We start from the raw sequence: 15,784 nt of genomic DNA, 5'->3' as shown, positions 1-15,784 counted from the left end.
ACCTCGGCGCCGGGCCGCTCACTCCTCGACGGTGACCGGGATGGGCTGGTAACGCGTCTTTACGGCGGGCTCTTCGGGACCGCTTCCGTTGGCGCTGACGCCCCCGGACGGGTCGTCCGGCGGAGGGTTCGGCATCCGGTCCATGTCGTCGACGATGGACCGGATCGCGTCCAGCAGGGCGACGCTGTGATCGGCGATGACCGTCACCAACGGATGCTGTTCGCCGCTGACCAAGGCGGCCAGCGCGCACACCGGGCACCAGACCTGTTGGCACTTGCCCGGCGCTCTATTACCTCCGTCGCCCGCCGAGCCCGCGGCTGACGCCAGGGCGGCCGCCGAACGCAGCGCCGGGTCCAGCCCGTTCAGCAGTGCTTGGGCAAGCTTGCGCAACTCGGGACCGATGTCGGGATGTGCCCCATTCACTTCGGCCACACCTCCGGATCTGGTTGGAAACGAATAGTGAGCTCACTGCCCCGCAGATGCGCGTCCAGCACCGTACACCGCCGCAATACGGACGCCAAACGAACCCTGCGTCGCAGCCCGCCGGAACTGATGATCAGGTCGTCGTCGACCCGGCCCAGTGTCAGCGCGCCCGGATCGAGTTGGGGCAACGCGACCCGCATTCGATACACGGACGCAAGCCCCGACCCGGACTCCAAGTCCACAATAGGACGCAACGGGCCCGGCGGGGCGGCTCCGCCACGCCGACGGGCACTGTCGAGCAGTTCACCCAACGCCTTGGGGCCGATCGGCTCACCGGCCAGGTGTGGCGTCAGCACCAGCGCCACGTCTCCGATGGTGGTGTCGAGTTCGGCCAGCACCGAACGTTGTTCGCAGATGCGCTCGGCGTACCAGTAGAACGCCGGATGGTCGGGCAGGTTGCGGTACTCGTAGGACTCGTCGCGCACCAGCACCTGATTCACGATCAGCTCTTCGACGCGAACACCCATCAGCGCCAACGAGCCCAGCGTGCGAGTCGCTTCCGCCGCGACCACCCGCTCGGGGGTTAGCACCAGGTGCGCGCTCACCAGGTCGCCGTCGGTCAGCAGGGCGCCGAGCCGCTCCACGCTGGCGGCGGTGCGCTCCAGCAGTTCCACGATCGCGGCCGAGCGGGGATCGTCGGCGCCGACGGACAGCCTGCGATGCCGCGGCCAGGCGCGCTCGACGTATAGCGCAAAGGTGGCCGGCAGCGTCAGCATCCGCAGTGCGTCCGCGGTCGAGGCGCAGTCGACCACGACGCGGTCCCAACGCCCAGCCGTCGCAAGTTCGCCTACCGCGTGCAGGCCGAGCACTTCCTGGATGCCCGGCAATGCCGAAAGCTCTTGCGGGGCAATGCTGCTCAACTCGGACTCGGGAAATCGCCGGTCCAGGGTGTCCACGATGTCGCGCCAGCGCATCTCGAGCAGGGCCAGGGTGTCCAGCGCCAGCGCGTCCAGAAACCCGCCCGCGTCGGGGTCGTCGACAAGCACCCGGACCGGTTCGCCCGAGCCACTGGGCGGCACCGGGACACCCAGCACGTCGCCCAGGGAATGAGCCTGGTCGGTGGAGACCAGCAGCACCCGGCGTCCTGCGCTGGCGTCACGAACGGCGGTGGCCGAGGCCAGCGTGGATTTGCCTACCCCGCCCTTGCCGACGAAGAGACTGATCCGGGCGGCCGCTGGGAGTGCGGTTGAATCACTCAGCCCTCGACTCGTTTCTTCAGATCCTTCAAAGCGCTGTCGATCAACCTGCGCTCGGCCTTGCGCTTGAGCATCCCGATCATCGGGAGAGCGAGGTCCACGGTGAGCGCGTAGGTGACCTCGGTGCCAGAGTCCTTGGGCGCCAAGTGATATGAGCCCTCGAGCGATTTCAGCAGCGAGCTGGAGACCAGGGTCCAGCTCAGCGATTTGCGGTCCTCCGGCCAGATGTAGGACATGACCAGCGTGTCCTTGATGACGCCGGCGTCCATCACGAAGCGCACCACTTTCGGGTATCCGTCTTCGCCGCGTTGTTGCACTTCGGCTTCTTTGTACTCCGAGATCCACTCCGGATAGGTGTCGATGTCGGCGATCACTTCCAACACGGTGCTCGGATCGGCATTGATGAAAATCTTCTGCGTCGTCTTCTCCGCCACCTGGCTGCTTACCTTCCTCCTGCACGCAGGTCGACTCCCGGCACTCGGCGGGAGCGGCTCGGCTTCAGAGCCGAAACGTTACTCTCGTACGCGCAACGTCGACCCGGTTAAACTACCGGAGAAGTACCCACTGGACGTGAGCGTTCCAGCGTTGTCTTCACCTCGAATGCCATTTTTTTCCCAGCCACTCGGCGCCGATGGTTCATCTTGGCCAGATCCATCTTGGCCAGCTGCCAGGCCGTCACGCCGGACGGCTCTGCATGCAGGAAGTAGTGCAGCACCACCCCGTCCAGCGACGGCTCCAGCCAGACCTCCATGGTGCCGGTCAATGCCCCGGTCACCGACCAGCGGATCCCTTTTTCGGCGCGATCCTCGACCACCTGCAGCCGCAGGTCCGGCCACCACCGACGCCAGCTCGAGCGATCCGCGATGGCTGCGCCGACCCGCGCGCCGTCGGCCGCGACGAAGGTTTCGTCCGCGATCTGGATGCTGTTCATCGTTTCAGCTTCGCACACCAAATCGCCGCTGCGGCCGCTGCGCCTCGGTGGTGCTTGGGTAGTCGGATTAGGCTGGCCACAGCAAGCCGGCAACCTGCAACATCACCCGAGGTCAAGCGAGGTCATCCCAGTGCCTGAGTTAAGTGCCCCAGCCCGCTTTTCGGTCGACGAGCACGACAACGTCGCCGCCATGGTCTTCGAGCACGAGCGCGACGATCCGGACTTCGTCATCTATGAGCGCCTGATCGACGGCGAGTGGACCGACGTCACCTGCGCCGAGGCGGCCCGCCAAATTCGTTCCGCCGCATTGGGTTTGCTCGCGCTCGGCGTGCAGGCCGGCGACCGGGTGTCCATCTTTTCGGCGACCCGCTACGAGTGGGCGATCCTCGACCTGGCGATCCTGGCCGTTGGCGGCGTCACCGTTCCGATCTATGAGACGTCATCGGCCGAGCAGGTGCGCTGGGTGCTGCAGAACTCCGCAGCCGTTCTGGCATTCGCGGAAACTGACGCGCACGCCGCGATGATCGCCGAGCTCACCGGCGAGCTGCCGGAGCTACGCCGGGTGCTGCACATCGACGGCTCCGGACCAAAAGCACTGGACCAGCTCGCCGAGGAGGGCGCGTCGGTCGACGAGGCCGAGCTGACTGCGCGGCTGCAGGGGCTGCGCTCCGAGGATGCGGCGACCCTGATTTATACCTCGGGGACCACCGGGCGGCCGAAAGGCTGCCAACTCACGCACGCCAACTTGCTCTACGAGATCCGCGGCACGCAGGAGTGCCTGCCGACGCTGCTGCGCCAGGGTGAGCGGCTGCTGGTGTTCTTGCCGCTGGCGCACGTATTGGCCCGGGCACTGACCTTGTCCGCCTTCGCCAGCAAGGTGACCGTCGGGTTCACCAGCGACATCAAGAATCTGCTGCCGCTGTTCGCGGTGTTCAAGCCGACGGTCGTGGTGTCGGTGCCGCGGGTGTTCGAGAAGGTGTACAACACCGCCGAGCAGAAGGCCGCCAACGAGGGCAAGGGTCCGATCTTCAAGCAGGCAGCGCAGACCGCGGTCGACTGGAGCCGCGCCCACGACAGTGGCAGACCGGGGTTGGTGTTGCGCGCCAAGCATGCGCTGTTCGACCGACTCGTCTACCACAAGCTGCGCGCGGCGCTCGGCGGCGACTGCCACGCCGCGGTCTCCGGCGGCGCGCCGCTGGGTGCGCGGCTGGGCCACTTCTTCCGCGGGGTGGGCGTGACCATCTATGAGGGCTACGGATTGACCGAGACCAGTGCGGCGATCACGGTCAACCAGATCGGCGCGCTGAAGATCGGGACCGTCGGGAAGCTGGTTCCGGGCAACAGCCTGCGCATCGCCGACGACAAAGAGCTGTTGGTGCGTGGCGGTGTGGTCTTCACCGGCTACTGGCAGAACGAGCAGGCCACCGCGGAGGCGTTCACCGACGGCTGGTTCCGCACGGGTGATCTGGGCGCGGTCGACGAGGACGGCTTCTTGACCATCACCGGACGCAAGAAAGAGCTGATCGTCACCGCCGGGGGCAAGAATGTGGCTCCCGCCGTGCTGGAGGACCAGCTGCGCAGCCATCCGCTGATCAGCCAGGCGATGGTGGTCGGCGACAACAAACCGTTCATCGGCGCGCTGATCACCATCGATCCGGAGGCGTTCGAGGGCTGGAAGCAGCGCAACAGCAAGTCCGGCAGCGCTTCGGTGGGCGATCTGGCCACCGACCCCGACCTGGTGGCCGAGGTCGATGCGGCGGTCAAGCAGGCCAACCAGCAGGTGTCGCACGCGGAGTCGATCCGCAAGTTCCGGATTCTGCCCGTCGACTTCACCGAGGACACCGGGGAGCTGACGCCGACCATGAAGGTCAAGCGCAACGTGGTGGCGGAGAAGTTCGCCTCCGACATCGAGGCGATTTACACCAAGGACTGACGCCGGGCTACCGTTAGCCGCGCAGCAGGTCGGCCAGCCGCGCGGCCAGCGTGTCCCAGCGCCACTGGGCCGTCACCCATTCCCGGCCGGCGGCGCCCATTGCGGCGGCCCGGTCGCGGTCGGTGAGCAACTTCGCGACCGCATCAGCGACTTTTTCCACCGAGCGGCCGTCGACCACCAGCCCAGTTTTGTTGTGCTGCACGGCTTCTGGGGCTCCGCCGGACTCGCCGGCGATCACCGGCACACCGGTGGCCGAGGCCTCCAGGAAGACGATGCCCAACCCCTCGACATCCATGCCCGCACCGCGGGTGCGGCAAGGCATCGCAAACACGTCGGCCAGCGCGTGATGGGCGGGCAGCTCCGGCGTGGGCACCCCGCCGGTGAACGTGACGTGGTCGGCCACTCCCCGTTCGCGCGCCAGCTTGCGCAGCGGGTCCAGATACGGGCCGCCGCCGACGATCACCAGCGCGGCCCCGTCGACACGCCGACGGATCGACGGTAGGGCCTTGATCAATACGTCCTGGCCTTTGCGCGGCACCAACCGCGACAGGCACACCACCGTGGGCCGGTCACCGAGTCCGTAGCGAGCGCGAAGTTCGGCGCGGGCGGCGGGGTCCGGGCGAAACCGGTCGGTGTCCACTCCCGGCGGCAAGTACTCCAGTGACGCCGCGGGCCCGAACGCCGGCGCGAACCGGGACCGCGTGTACCGGCTGACGAATGTCACGACGTCGGTCTGCTCGCCGATGCGGCGTAGCACTGACCGGGCGACAGGCAGCATCGACCACCCCACTTCGTGGCCGTGGGTGCTGGCCAGCACCCGGCTCGCGCCCGCGCCGCGGGCGCGTTCGCTCAGCAGCGCCAACGGGGCGGCCGCGCCGAACCAGACGGTGTCGATTGCGTCATCGGCGATCAGCCGGCGCATCCGACCGTCGACCGTCGGGCCGGGGAGCATGAGCGTGCCGGGGTGACGTACTACTCGATAGCCGGTTTGGCGCGCCGAATCGTCGAATACGTCGGCGCCCTTCCATTGCGGTGCATACACCGTCACGTCGTGGGAGCGGGCCGTGACCAACCGAGTGACGAACTCCCCGAGGTAGGACTGGATGCCGCCGCGCCGGGGCGGAAAGTCGTTGGTTACCAGCAGGACCCGGCTCACTCGGGTGAGGCTAGCTTCCCGGGCGCGAGGAGACGCAAAAGCCCCTCATTTCGGCCCGAAAAGGGTGATTTTGCGTCTCGTGGTTTAGCGCGCCAGCCACTGGCGCCAGGCCGCCACCAGCTCCCCCGGGTCGGCGCCGAGCACGTCGTGAACGGCGGTGAACAGGTCGGCGTGTCCCACGCCGCAGGCGGCCAGGTAGAGCGTCCGCAACTTCGCCGTGCCGTAGGTGTCGGCGACGAACCGCGCGAACCACCACGCGCGGTCATAAGCCAGCGAGCGTTGCGGCCCGGGCGCGTCCAGGTCGGCGTCCGATGGCAATACCGGCGCCGTGGTCGACGCGTCGACGGGCGTATGCGGACGGGCGACGAAATCGGCTACCCCCTCGGTCAGCCAGCGCGGCGCGTCCAGGGCGGTGTCCACCCGGGCGGCATAGTGAAAAAGCTCGTGCGTCAACACTATTCGCAGGGCGTTGTCGCTCATGTCGACCGCGCCCGGGGCGAACACCATCCGCTGGTTGACCGCCACCCGGTGAGCGAAGTCGACCCGGTCCACCAGCGTGACCGCGGCGATGTCGGCCCACTGCGAGGCCGGCCCGCCTCCGGCGGCGGCGCGAAACTGTTCCGCCGAGCCGGCGGCCACTACCGAAACCTCGCGGGACCAGTCGGCTCCCCAGAAGGCCGTCACCTTGTCGACGGCGGCGCTGACATTGGACCCGATCCGGGCCAGCAGTCGTCCGGCGTCGGGCCCGCCCAGATCGATCAGCCGGACGGTCCTGTCACCGACGACCACCGGGGAGTGTCCGGCAGGTGTCCTAGGCCCGGGATGGACCGCCAGCACCACGGCAGCGAGCAACTCGCACACCAATATCCAGGCCAGCAGCGACGACCACCGGCGCCTTACGACGGCCTGTTTAGTAGCGGCGCGCGTCGTAGATCGGGCCCGAGGAGTTCATCGGCACCACCCGCACCGGCACTCCGTAGGTTGAGGAGTGGATCATCATCCCGTCGCCCACATAAATGCCGGCATGTGACGCGTCGGAATAGAAGGTCAGCACGTCACCGGGTTGCAGATCCGACAGCGCCACCGGCTGACCGCCGTGGGCCAGCGCCTGGCTGGAGTGCGGCAGAGAAATGCCGGCCTGCTGGAAGGCCCACATCACCAGCCCTGAGCAGTCGAATCCGCCCGGCGAGGCGCCGCCCCACACGTACGACGACCCGACCTGGCTCAACGCCGCCTGCACGACGGTCGCGCGGTCGCCGGTGGGAACCGGCCCGGGAGCGCCTTCCGGCGGCGGAGCCTCCCCTGGGGGTAGCCCCTCGGCGGGTGGCGCGCCGGGCGGACCGGCAGCGGGTGGCGCGCCGGGCGGCGCGGCATCTGGGGCCGGCGCCGGGGCTCTGGGCGCCGCCGCGGGAACAGGCCCAGGATCGGCAAGCGCGTTGCGCTGGTCGGGGGTCAGCGCGAGGTACTGCGACTTGACCACGGCGATCTGCACCTGCAACTGGCTCTGCTTGGACTGCAGGCTGGCCCGTACGGCGGCGGCCTGTTCGGCCGCGCTCTTGGCGTCGGCGGCGGACTTGGCGGATGCCTGTTCGGCCTTGGCCGCCTGCTCGCCGGCGGCTCGGTAATTCGCCATCTGCTTGGACATTTCGGCCGACAGCACCCGCTGCACCGACAAACTGTCGATGAGCTGCTGCGGAGCCTTCGCCGTCAGGATGGCGTGCATGCCGTCGGTGCGACCACCCATGTAGTTGGCGACGGCGATTTTGTTGACCGCGCTCTGGAAGCTGGCCAGCCGGTCCTTGGCGGCTTGTGCGGCGGCCTGGTCCTCCGCGTGCTTCTTTTCCGCCGCCCGTTGCGCGGCCAGCTTCTTGACGAGATCCAGCTGGGCGGTATGCATGGCTTCGGTGGTCTGCTCGGCCTGTCGAGAGAGCTCGTTGAGCTTTGCCACCGCATCGCTGGCGGGATCAGCGAACGCGTTCGTGGCAACGACACCGGAGAAGACTGTGAAGGCCGCAAGCGTACCGACCATGGAACGCGCGATGGCACGCGCAATCGGATGCTTACAGTTGAGCTTCAAAGTGTTGCTTCCTTGAACTGCCGTCGACGCATCGTAGCGAGCCGGTTTTAGGTCTCAAACAGGTTACGAAACGATATACGCGTTTGTCCAAAGCGGAGCATTAAGAAAATAGAAAGATTTCTGTCATTTCTTTGTGAGCGATCTCCCGCCAACCGGCGCTATCCAGGAATTAAGCGGCACAGCGCAATTAGGCCACACCCGGCCCGCGGTCGCGTCGAATCGGCACCAGCCGAAGCCGCGGGGCCAAACCGGCATCGGCGAGTACTTCCAAAGCGGCGCGCTCGTCAGACAATAAAGTTTCCGGTACCCCGAGTATCACACTGACGACGCAATCGCGGCATCCCGCGCCCCGCGCCGCACAGTCGTCACAGTCGATGACCACCGGCTCGCCCGCCGCGCCGGCGTTGCTGTCGGGTCCAGTGCTATGCCTCATCAGGGTCCTCTCGCTCGCCTCCGCCTGAGTTCCTTCGCACGCTAACCGCGACCACCGACATCTTTCCGGCCGAGCTGTCGGTGGTTGCGCTTAACGTCTCGGGTGTGCGAGCGACCGGCGGCACCCAGCTGAGCTTCGCCGACCTGTGCCCAGCGGTCGCGGCCGATGAAATGCCCTTGCGCGAAACCACTTTCGTCGTGGTGGATCTGGAGACCACCGGCGGACGCACGACGGACAGTGGCGAAACGCCCGCCGACGCCATCACCGAGATTGGTGCGGTCAAGGTCCGCGGCGGCGCCGTGCTCGGCGAGTTCGCCACCCTGGTAGACCCGCAGCGCAGCATCCCGCCCCAGATCGTCCAGCTCACCGGCATCACGTCGGCGATGGTGTGCGACGCCCCGACCATCGATGGCGTGCTGCCGATGTTTCTGGAGTTCGCGCGCGACTCGGTGCTGGTCGCCCACAACGCCGGGTTCGATGTCGGGTTCCTGCGGGCCGCCGCCCAGCGCTGCGGTATCGCCTGGCCTCGGCCGCAGGTGCTGTGCACCGTCCGGTTGGCCCGCCGGGTGCTCAGCCGCGAGGAAGCGCCCAGCGTGCGATTGGCCGCCCTGGCGCGGTTGTTCGCTGTCGCCGCCCAGCCCACCCACCGCGCCCTCGACGACGCCCGCGCCACCGTCGACGTGCTGCACGCACTCATCGAACGAGTGGGCAACCAGGGCGTGCACACCTACGCCGACCTGCGCTCCTACTTGCCCGACGTGACGCCAGGCCAGCGCCGCAAACGGATCCTGGCCGAGGGGTTACCGCACCGCCCCGGTATTTACCTGTTTCGCGGCCCGGCGGCAGAGGTGCTCTACGTGGGCACCGCCGTCGACTTGCGGCGGCGCGTGAGCCAGTACTTCAACGGCGCCGACCGGCGCGGCCGGATCAAGGAGATGGTGCAGCTGGCCGACCGCATCGACCACATCGAGTGCGCGCACGCGCTGGAGGCCGGGGTCCGCGAATTACGGATGCTGGCGGCGCACGCCCCGCCGTACAACCGCCGGTCCAGATTCCCGCAGCGATGGTGGTGGGTGGTGCTCAGCGACGAGGCGTTTCCGCGCCTGTCGGTGGTCCGCTCCCCCCGACACGACCGCGCTGTCGGACCATTTCGGTCCCGCAGCGACGCCGCTGCGACGGCGGCCCTGCTGGCGCGCTTCACCGGGGTACGGACGTGCACCACCCGGCTCGGACGTTCGGCGCTGCATGGGCCGGCCTGTCCGGAGGTCGAGGTGTCGCCCTGTCCCGCCGCACGCGGGGTGAGCGCCACCCAATACGCGACGGCGGTCGCGCGGGCCGCGGCGCTGATCGACGGCCAGGACAACACCGCCCTGGCCGCTGCGGTCCACGAGGTCACTCGGCTGGCCGGGCTGCATCGCTACGAGAGCGCGGCGCGACTGCGCGACTACACCGCCACCGCCATCGAAACCATTTGGCGCGGGCAGCGTCTGCGCGCGTTGGCCGCGCTGCCCGAGCTGATTGCCGCCGCACCCGACGGGCAGGGCGGCTACCACCTCTGCGTGATCCGCCACGGCCAGCTAGCCGCCGCCGGCGCGGTCCGTCGCGGGGTCGCACCCATGCCAGCGGTGGAGGCGATTCGAGCCGGTGCCCAGACGGTCATTCCGGCGCCGGCCCCGCTCGGGGGCGCGCTGGTGGAGGAGACCGCACTGATCGCCCGCTGGCTGGCGGGCCCGGGGGTGCGCATCGTCCGCGTCGTCAGCCTGGACGACACCGGATGGGCTTCCCCGGTGCGGGCGGCGGGGGCATGGGCCGAATGGGCGGCGACGGCGCGCTCGGCGCGGCTGGCGGCCGAGCAGGATCGCGGCTCAGACCTGCTGACTGAACCGCACCCATCGCGTGAGCAGTTGTTCGGCCGCGCCGGTGTCGATCGCGGCCCTGGCCCGCTGCAGCCCGTCCTCCCACGCCGGCAGCCACTCGGCGCGGCTGGATAACCCGGCATGCGCCACGATCGCCCCGGCGGCGTTGAGCACCACGGCGTCCCGGACCGGGCCCTTGGCTCCGCCGAGTACCGCGCGCGCTTCCGCGGCGTTGGACTGCGCGTCGCCGCCGAGCAGCTCGTCGAGTTCCGCGCGCGCGAACCCGAAACCCGCGGGATCGAAGGTCAGCTTGTCCACCGTGCCCGCCTGCACGCGCCAGATGGTGCTGGTGGTTGTGGTGGTCAGCTCGTCGAGCCCGTCGTCGCCGTGCACAACCAGCACGCTGGATCGGCGAGCGGCGAAGACCCCGGCCATCACCTCGGCGAGATCGCCGAACGCGCAACCGATCAGGCCGGCCCGTGGCCGCGCTGGATTGGTCAGCGGCCCAAGGAGATTGAACACCGTCGGCACCCCGATCTCGCGGCGCACCGTGGCTGCGTGACGGTAGGACGGGTGGAATAGCGGCGCAAAGCAGAATCCGATCCCGAGTTCGTCGAGGCTGCGCGCGACCTGCTCGGGTCCAAGGTCGATACGGACCCCGAGTGCCTCCAGCGTGTCGGCGCCGCCGGACAGCGAGGATGCCGCCCGGTTGCCGTGCTTGACCACCGGCACGCCTGCGGCGGCGGCCACGATCGCCGCCATGGTGGACAGGTTCACCGTATTGACGCCGTCGCCGCCAGTGCCTACGACGTCGACGGTGTCGTCCCGGATCGCATTGGACGGCATCTGACGCGCATGGCGCAGCATCACATCGGCCAATTCACTGACCTCGGCCGCGGTGGGACGCTTCATCTTCATCGCGACGGCGAACGCGGCGATATGCGTGGGCCGCGCATTACCCGTCATGATCTGGTCCATGGCCCAGGCCGCGTGGCCCCGGGCCAGGTTTTCTCCAGCCGTCAGTCGGCTCAGGATCTGCGGCCATGACGGCGCCGGCCCAGCCGGAACCGCGGGTGACCCGCCTGGCGAAGACGCCTCAGAAGACACAATCACGCGCCGATGGTCCCACGCGGACCCACGGCTTCCCAATCACCGACGAGCGCGGGCTGGCAGGTGGGCGGGTGCGACGCGTCACATTGAATTGCCGCCCCGGGTAGTGCTCAACAACTACAAAGCGTCATACTTGCGGATGTGACCAGCGCTGTGGGGACCTCGGGTACTGCGATCACGTCGCGCATTCATTCGCTGAATCGACCCAACATGGTCAGTGTTGGCACCATAGTCTGGCTTTCCAGCGAGCTGATGTTCTTTGCTGGCCTGTTCGCGATGTACTTCACCGCCCGGGCCCAGGCCGGTGGCAGTTGGCCGCCGCCGCCGACCGAGCTGAATCTCTACCAGGCCGTCCCGGTAACCCTGGTGCTGATCGCGTCGTCGTTCACCTGCCAGATGGGTGTGTTCGCCGCCGAGCGCGGTGACGTATTCGGGCTGCGCCGCTGGTACGTGATCACCTTCCTGATGGGCCTGTTCTTCGTCCTCGGTCAGGCCTACGAGTACTACCACCTGATGACGCACGGCACCACGATCCCCAGCAGCGCCTACGGCAGCGTCTTCTACCTGGCCACCGGATTCCACGGCTTGCACGTCACCGGCGGGTTGATCGCGTTCATCTTCCTGCTCGCCCGCACCGCGATGACAAAGTTCACCCCCGCGCAGGCGACGGCGAGCATCGTCGTCTCCTACTACTGGCATTTCGTCGACATCGTCTGGATCGCGCTGTTCACCGTGATCTATTTCATCCGCTGAGCCGGCGGCCAAGGCTCGGCAGCCCGAACAGGAATGGACAGGAGTTCTCGGTTGAAGAAACTGCGGTTCGCCCGATCCGGAGATAAGAAGCGCGACAACCGCTCCCGGCGGCGGCTGCAGCGGCGATTGTCCGGCGGCCTGCTGCTGCTGATAGCCCTGACCATCGCCGGCGGGTTGGCGGCGGTGCTGACCCCGACTCCGCAGGTGGCCGTCGCCGACGAGGACTCCTCGGCGCGGCTGCGTACCGGCAAGCAGCTCTTCGAAACCTCCTGCGTCTCCTGCCACGGCGCCAACCTGCAGGGCGTGCCGGACCACGGTCCCAGCCTGATCGGCGTCGGCGAGGCCGCCGTCTACTTCCAGGTGTCCACCGGCCGGATGCCCGCCATGCGCGGTGAGGCCCAGGCGCAGCGCAAAGACCCGATCTTCGACGAGGCGCAGACCGACGCGCTAGGCGCCTACGTGCAGGCCAACGGCGGCGGCCCCAGGGTGGTGCGCGAACCCGACGGCAAAACCATCGCGATGCGATCGCTGCGCGGTGAGGACCTCGGCCGCGGCGGTGACCTGTTCCGGCTGAACTGCGCGTCCTGCCACAACTTCACCGGAAAGGGTGGGGCGCTGTCGTCCGGTAAGTACGCGCCCGACCTGGGACCGGCCAACGAACAGCAGATCCTGACCGCGATGCTGACCGGGCCACAGAACATGCCCAAGTTCTCTGACGCGCAGCTTTCCCTGGAAGCCAAGAAGGACATCATCGGGTACGTCCGGACGGTCGTCGAAGAACGTCAGCCGGGTGGCTACGGCCTCGGCGGGTTCGGACCGGCGCCGGAGGGTATGGCGATGTGGATCATCGGCATGGTCGCCGCCATCGGGTTGACGTTGTGGATTGGGGCGCGATCGTGAGCGACGTTGACGAAGTGAAGGGTTCGGACACCGATAAGAGCGGCGGCTCGGCCCGGGAACCCGACGAGGCCGCGCTGGCCGCGATGTCCAACGAGGAACTGCTGGCACTGGGCGGCAAGCTCGACGGCGTCGAGACCGTTTACAAGGAGCCGCGGTGGCCGATCGAGGGCACCCGGGCCGAGAAGCGCGCCGAGCGCGGCGTGGCCCTATGGCTTTTGCTGGGCGGCGCCTCCGGACTGGCGCTGCTGCTGGTCTTCCTGTTCTGGCCGTGGGAGTACAAGCCGAAGGAAGAGCACGGCAGCATCCTGTACACGCTGGCCACGCCGCTATACGGGCTGACCTTCGGCCTGTCCATTCTGGCGATCGGCATCGGCGCTGTGCTGTACCAGAAACGGTTTATCCCGGAAGAGATTTCGATCCAAGAACGGCACGACGGCGCATCGCGGGAAATCGACCGCAAGACCGTCGTCGCGAACCTGACCAATGCCCTGGAGGGCTCGACGATCAAACGCCGGAAGCTGGTCGGGCTGTCGCTGGGCATGGGCCTGGGCGCGTTCGGTCTGGGTACCCTCGTCGCGTTTGCCGGCGGCATGATCAAGAACCCGTGGAAGCCGGTCGTCGACACCGCCGAGGGCAAGAAAGCCGTGTTGTGGACGTCCGGCTGGACGCCGCGCTACAAGGGCGAAACCATCTATCTCGCTCGGGCGACCGGCTCGCACGATTCGGCACCGTTCGTTCGGATGCGCCCCGAAGACATCGACGCCGGCGGAATGGAGACGGTGTTTCCGTGGCGACTGTCCGACGGTGACGGCACTACCGCCGAATCCCACGAAAAGCTCATCGGGATCAAGCTGGGTATCCGTAACCCGGTGATGCTCATCCGGATTCGGCCCAGCGACCTGCCGCGCGTGGTCAAGCGCAAGGGCCAGGAGAGTTTCAACTTCGGCGAGTTCTTCGCCTTCACCAAGGTGTGCTCGCACCTGGGCTGCCCGTCGTCGCTGTACGAGCAGCAGTCCTACCGCATCCTGTGCCCGTGCCACCAGTCGCAGTTCGACGCACTGCACTTCGCCAAGCCGATATTCGGCCCCGCGGCCCGTGCCTTGGCGCAACTGCCCATCACCATCGACGCCGAGGGGTATCTGGTCGCCAACGGTGACTTCGCCGAACCCGTCGGACCGGCATTTTGGGAGCGCACAACAACATGAGTCCAACATTGAGTCCCCCGAAGATCGGTGATGTCCTGGCCCGCCAAGGCGAGGACATCGACACGCGCTACCACCCCTCGGCGGCCGTCCGCAGACAGCTGAACAAGGTCTTCCCCACGCACTGGTCGTTCCTGCTGGGCGAGATCGCGCTGTACAGCTTCATCGTGCTGCTGATCACCGGCGTGTATTTGACGCTGTTCTTCGACCCGTCCATGGTCGATGTCACGTACAACGGCGTTTACCAACCGCTGCGTGGGGTGGAGATGTCGCGCGCCTACGAGTCGGCGCTCAACATCTCCTTCGAGGTCCGCGGCGGACTGTTCGTGCGTCAGATCCACCACTGGGCGGCACTGATGTTCTCCGCGGCGATCATGGTGCACCTGGCCCGCATCTTCTTCACCGGCGCGTTCCGCCGGCCCCGCGAAATGAACTGGGTGATCGGCTCACTGCTGTTGATCCTGTCCATGTTCGAGGGCTACTTCGGCTACTCGCTGCCCGACGACCTGCTCTCCGGGATCGGGCTGCGCGCCGCCCTGTCCTCGATCACGCTCGGTATGCCGGTGATCGGCACCTGGTTGCACTGGCTCCTTTTCGGCGGCGATTTCCCCGGCAACATCTTGATTCCGCGACTGTACGCGCTACATATTCTGCTGCTGCCGGGGATCATTCTGGCCTTGATCGGGATACACCTGGCGTTGGTGTGGTTCCAGAAGCACACGCAGTTCCCCGGCCCGGGACGCACCGAGCACAACGTCGTCGGCGTGCGGGTGATGCCGGTGTTCGCCGTCAAATCCGGCGCCTTCTTCGCCACCATCGTCGGCGTGCTGGGCCTGATGGGCGGCCTGCTGCAGATCAACCCGATCTGGAACCTGGGCCCCTACAAGCCATCTCAGGTCTCGGCCGGTTCCCAGCCCGACTTCTACATGATGTGGACCGAGGGTTTGGCCCGCATCTGGCCGCCCTGGGAGTTCTATTTCTGGCACCACACCATCCCCGCCCCGGTTTGGGTGGCATTGATCATGGGGCTGGTGTTCGTGTTGCTGATCGTTTATCCGTTCTTGGAGAAGCGGTTCACCGGTGACTATGCGCACCACAATCTGCTGCAGCGCCCGCGTGATGTGCCGGTGCGCACGGCGGTGGGCGCCATGGCGATCAGCTTCTACATGGTGCTCACGCTGGCGGCGATGAACGACATCATCGCGTTGAAGTTCCATATCTCGCTGAACGCGACGACCTGGATCGGGCGCATCGGCATGGTGATCTTGCCGCCGTTCGTCTACTTCATCACCTACCGGTGGTGCATCGGCTTGCAGCGCAGCGACCGCGCGGTGCTCGAGCACGGCGTGGAGACCGGCATCATCAAGCGGCTGCCGCACGGCGCCTACATCGAGTTGCACCAGCCGCTGGGCCCGGTCGACGAGCGCGGCCATCCGCTACCGCTGGAATACCAAGGCGCACCGGTACCCAAGCGCATGAACAAGCTGGGATCGGGCGGAACGCCGGGTAGCGGCAGCTTCATGTTCGCCGACCCCGCGGCCGAGGATGCGGCCCTTCGGGAGGCGGCGCACGCCGCCGAGCACCGCGCACTCACCGCTCTGCGCGAGCACCAGGAGGGTCTCAACGGCTCGCCCAACGGGGAACGCGGGCAGCACTAGGGCGGCGGCACTTGCCTGCCCAGTCAGCGTGAGCTGACGGCTTTCGGGGTGAAGCTAGGGCGCTGAGCGTGCTCCTAGGGAGCCGATCTGGCGATT

Annotated in this window: 14 protein-coding genes and 1 pseudogene; 6 read left to right on the top strand and 9 right to left on the bottom strand. The window is 67.5% G+C overall.

Annotated elements, in window-relative coordinates:
• Positions 1-18: 18 nt before the first annotated feature.
• From AC5Y2L_RS21890 to AC5Y2L_RS21875, 4 genes are all read right to left on the bottom strand, one after another.
• Complete coding sequence (locus AC5Y2L_RS21890) at positions 19-423, bottom strand: hypothetical protein (protein ID WP_499932377.1); 405 nt, start codon at positions 421-423, stop codon at positions 19-21.
• Positions 420-1,682: an ArsA family ATPase gene (locus AC5Y2L_RS21885; RefSeq protein ID WP_499932379.1), complete on the bottom strand. Its 1,263-nt coding sequence runs from the start codon at positions 1,680-1,682 to the stop codon at positions 420-422. Before AC5Y2L_RS21885 ends, AC5Y2L_RS21890 begins: the two co-directional genes overlap by 4 nt.
• Positions 1,679-2,113, bottom strand: coding sequence for an SRPBCC family protein (locus AC5Y2L_RS21880; protein WP_499931678.1), 435 nt, complete (start codon positions 2,111-2,113; stop codon positions 1,679-1,681). The genes AC5Y2L_RS21885 and AC5Y2L_RS21880 overlap by 4 nt, the downstream gene beginning before the upstream one ends.
• 107 nt (positions 2,114-2,220) lie before the next feature.
• On the bottom strand, positions 2,221-2,610 hold the full coding sequence (locus AC5Y2L_RS21875) for a polyketide cyclase / dehydrase and lipid transport (protein WP_499931680.1): 390 nt from the start codon (positions 2,608-2,610) through the stop codon (positions 2,221-2,223).
• A gap of 130 nt (positions 2,611-2,740) precedes the next feature.
• On the opposite strand from AC5Y2L_RS21875, the gene AC5Y2L_RS21870 reads away from it, so the two are divergent.
• Positions 2,741-4,543, top strand: coding sequence for an AMP-dependent synthetase/ligase (locus AC5Y2L_RS21870; RefSeq protein WP_499931682.1), 1,803 nt, complete (start codon positions 2,741-2,743; stop codon positions 4,541-4,543).
• A gap of 13 nt (positions 4,544-4,556) precedes the next feature.
• On the opposite strand, the gene pimB is transcribed toward AC5Y2L_RS21870, so the two are convergent.
• The 4 genes from pimB to AC5Y2L_RS21850 all read right to left on the bottom strand — a co-directional run bounded on the left by pimB (position 4,557) and on the right by AC5Y2L_RS21850 (position 8,209).
• On the bottom strand, positions 4,557-5,699 hold the full coding sequence (pimB, locus tag AC5Y2L_RS21865) for a GDP-mannose-dependent alpha-(1-6)-phosphatidylinositol monomannoside mannosyltransferase (protein ID WP_499931684.1): 1,143 nt from the start codon (positions 5,697-5,699) through the stop codon (positions 4,557-4,559).
• 84 nt (positions 5,700-5,783) lie between these two features.
• Entirely contained in the window at positions 5,784-6,539 is a 756-nt protein-coding gene (locus tag AC5Y2L_RS21860) for a hypothetical protein (protein ID WP_499932381.1), read from the bottom strand.
• 70 nt (positions 6,540-6,609) lie between these two features.
• Positions 6,610-7,728 carry a peptidoglycan hydrolase RipC gene (ripC, locus tag AC5Y2L_RS21855; RefSeq protein ID WP_499932383.1) on the bottom strand — a complete coding sequence of 373 codons (1,119 nt, stop codon included), beginning with the start codon at positions 7,726-7,728 and terminating at the stop codon, positions 6,610-6,612.
• A 235-nt stretch (positions 7,729-7,963) separates the two neighbouring features.
• Positions 7,964-8,209 (bottom strand): hypothetical protein, encoded by a 246-nt coding sequence (locus tag AC5Y2L_RS21850; RefSeq protein WP_499931686.1) that lies wholly within the window; start codon positions 8,207-8,209, stop codon positions 7,964-7,966.
• An 80-nt stretch (positions 8,210-8,289) separates the two neighbouring features.
• Between AC5Y2L_RS21850 and AC5Y2L_RS21845 the strand changes: the two are divergent.
• Positions 8,290-10,137: pseudogene (locus tag AC5Y2L_RS21845) on the top strand (DEDD exonuclease domain-containing protein); the annotation flags it as partial.
• Here the strand turns inward: AC5Y2L_RS21845 and trpD are convergent.
• Positions 10,075-11,178, bottom strand: a complete 1,104-nt coding sequence (trpD, locus tag AC5Y2L_RS21840) for an anthranilate phosphoribosyltransferase (RefSeq protein ID WP_499931688.1) — start codon at positions 11,176-11,178, stop codon at positions 10,075-10,077. The pseudogene AC5Y2L_RS21845 and the gene trpD overlap by 63 nt on opposite strands.
• Before the next feature lie 138 nt (positions 11,179-11,316).
• Between trpD and ctaE the strand changes: the two genes are divergently transcribed.
• The 4 genes from ctaE to qcrB are packed head-to-tail and all read left to right on the top strand — an operon-like array spanning position 11,317 to position 15,688.
• Entirely contained in the window at positions 11,317-11,928 is a 612-nt protein-coding gene (gene ctaE, locus AC5Y2L_RS21835) for an aa3-type cytochrome oxidase subunit III (protein ID WP_499931691.1), read from the top strand.
• 51 nt (positions 11,929-11,979) lie between these two features.
• The gene (gene qcrC, locus AC5Y2L_RS21830; protein WP_499931693.1) at positions 11,980-12,828 is read left to right on the top strand and encodes a cytochrome bc1 complex diheme cytochrome c subunit; all 849 of its coding nucleotides are present in this window, start codon (positions 11,980-11,982) and stop codon (positions 12,826-12,828) included.
• Complete coding sequence (gene qcrA / locus AC5Y2L_RS21825) at positions 12,825-14,033, top strand: cytochrome bc1 complex Rieske iron-sulfur subunit (RefSeq protein WP_499931696.1); 1,209 nt, start codon at positions 12,825-12,827, stop codon at positions 14,031-14,033. Before qcrC ends, qcrA begins: the two co-directional genes overlap by 4 nt.
• Positions 14,030-15,688, top strand: coding sequence for a cytochrome bc1 complex cytochrome b subunit (gene qcrB, locus AC5Y2L_RS21820; protein ID WP_499931698.1), 1,659 nt, complete (start codon positions 14,030-14,032; stop codon positions 15,686-15,688). The genes qcrA and qcrB overlap by 4 nt, the downstream gene beginning before the upstream one ends.
• Positions 15,689-15,784 lie beyond the last annotated feature (96 nt).

It is taken from the genome of Mycobacterium sp. NGS66 (assembly GCF_059812225.1).
This window is presented reverse-complemented; position numbering and strand designations above follow the sequence as displayed.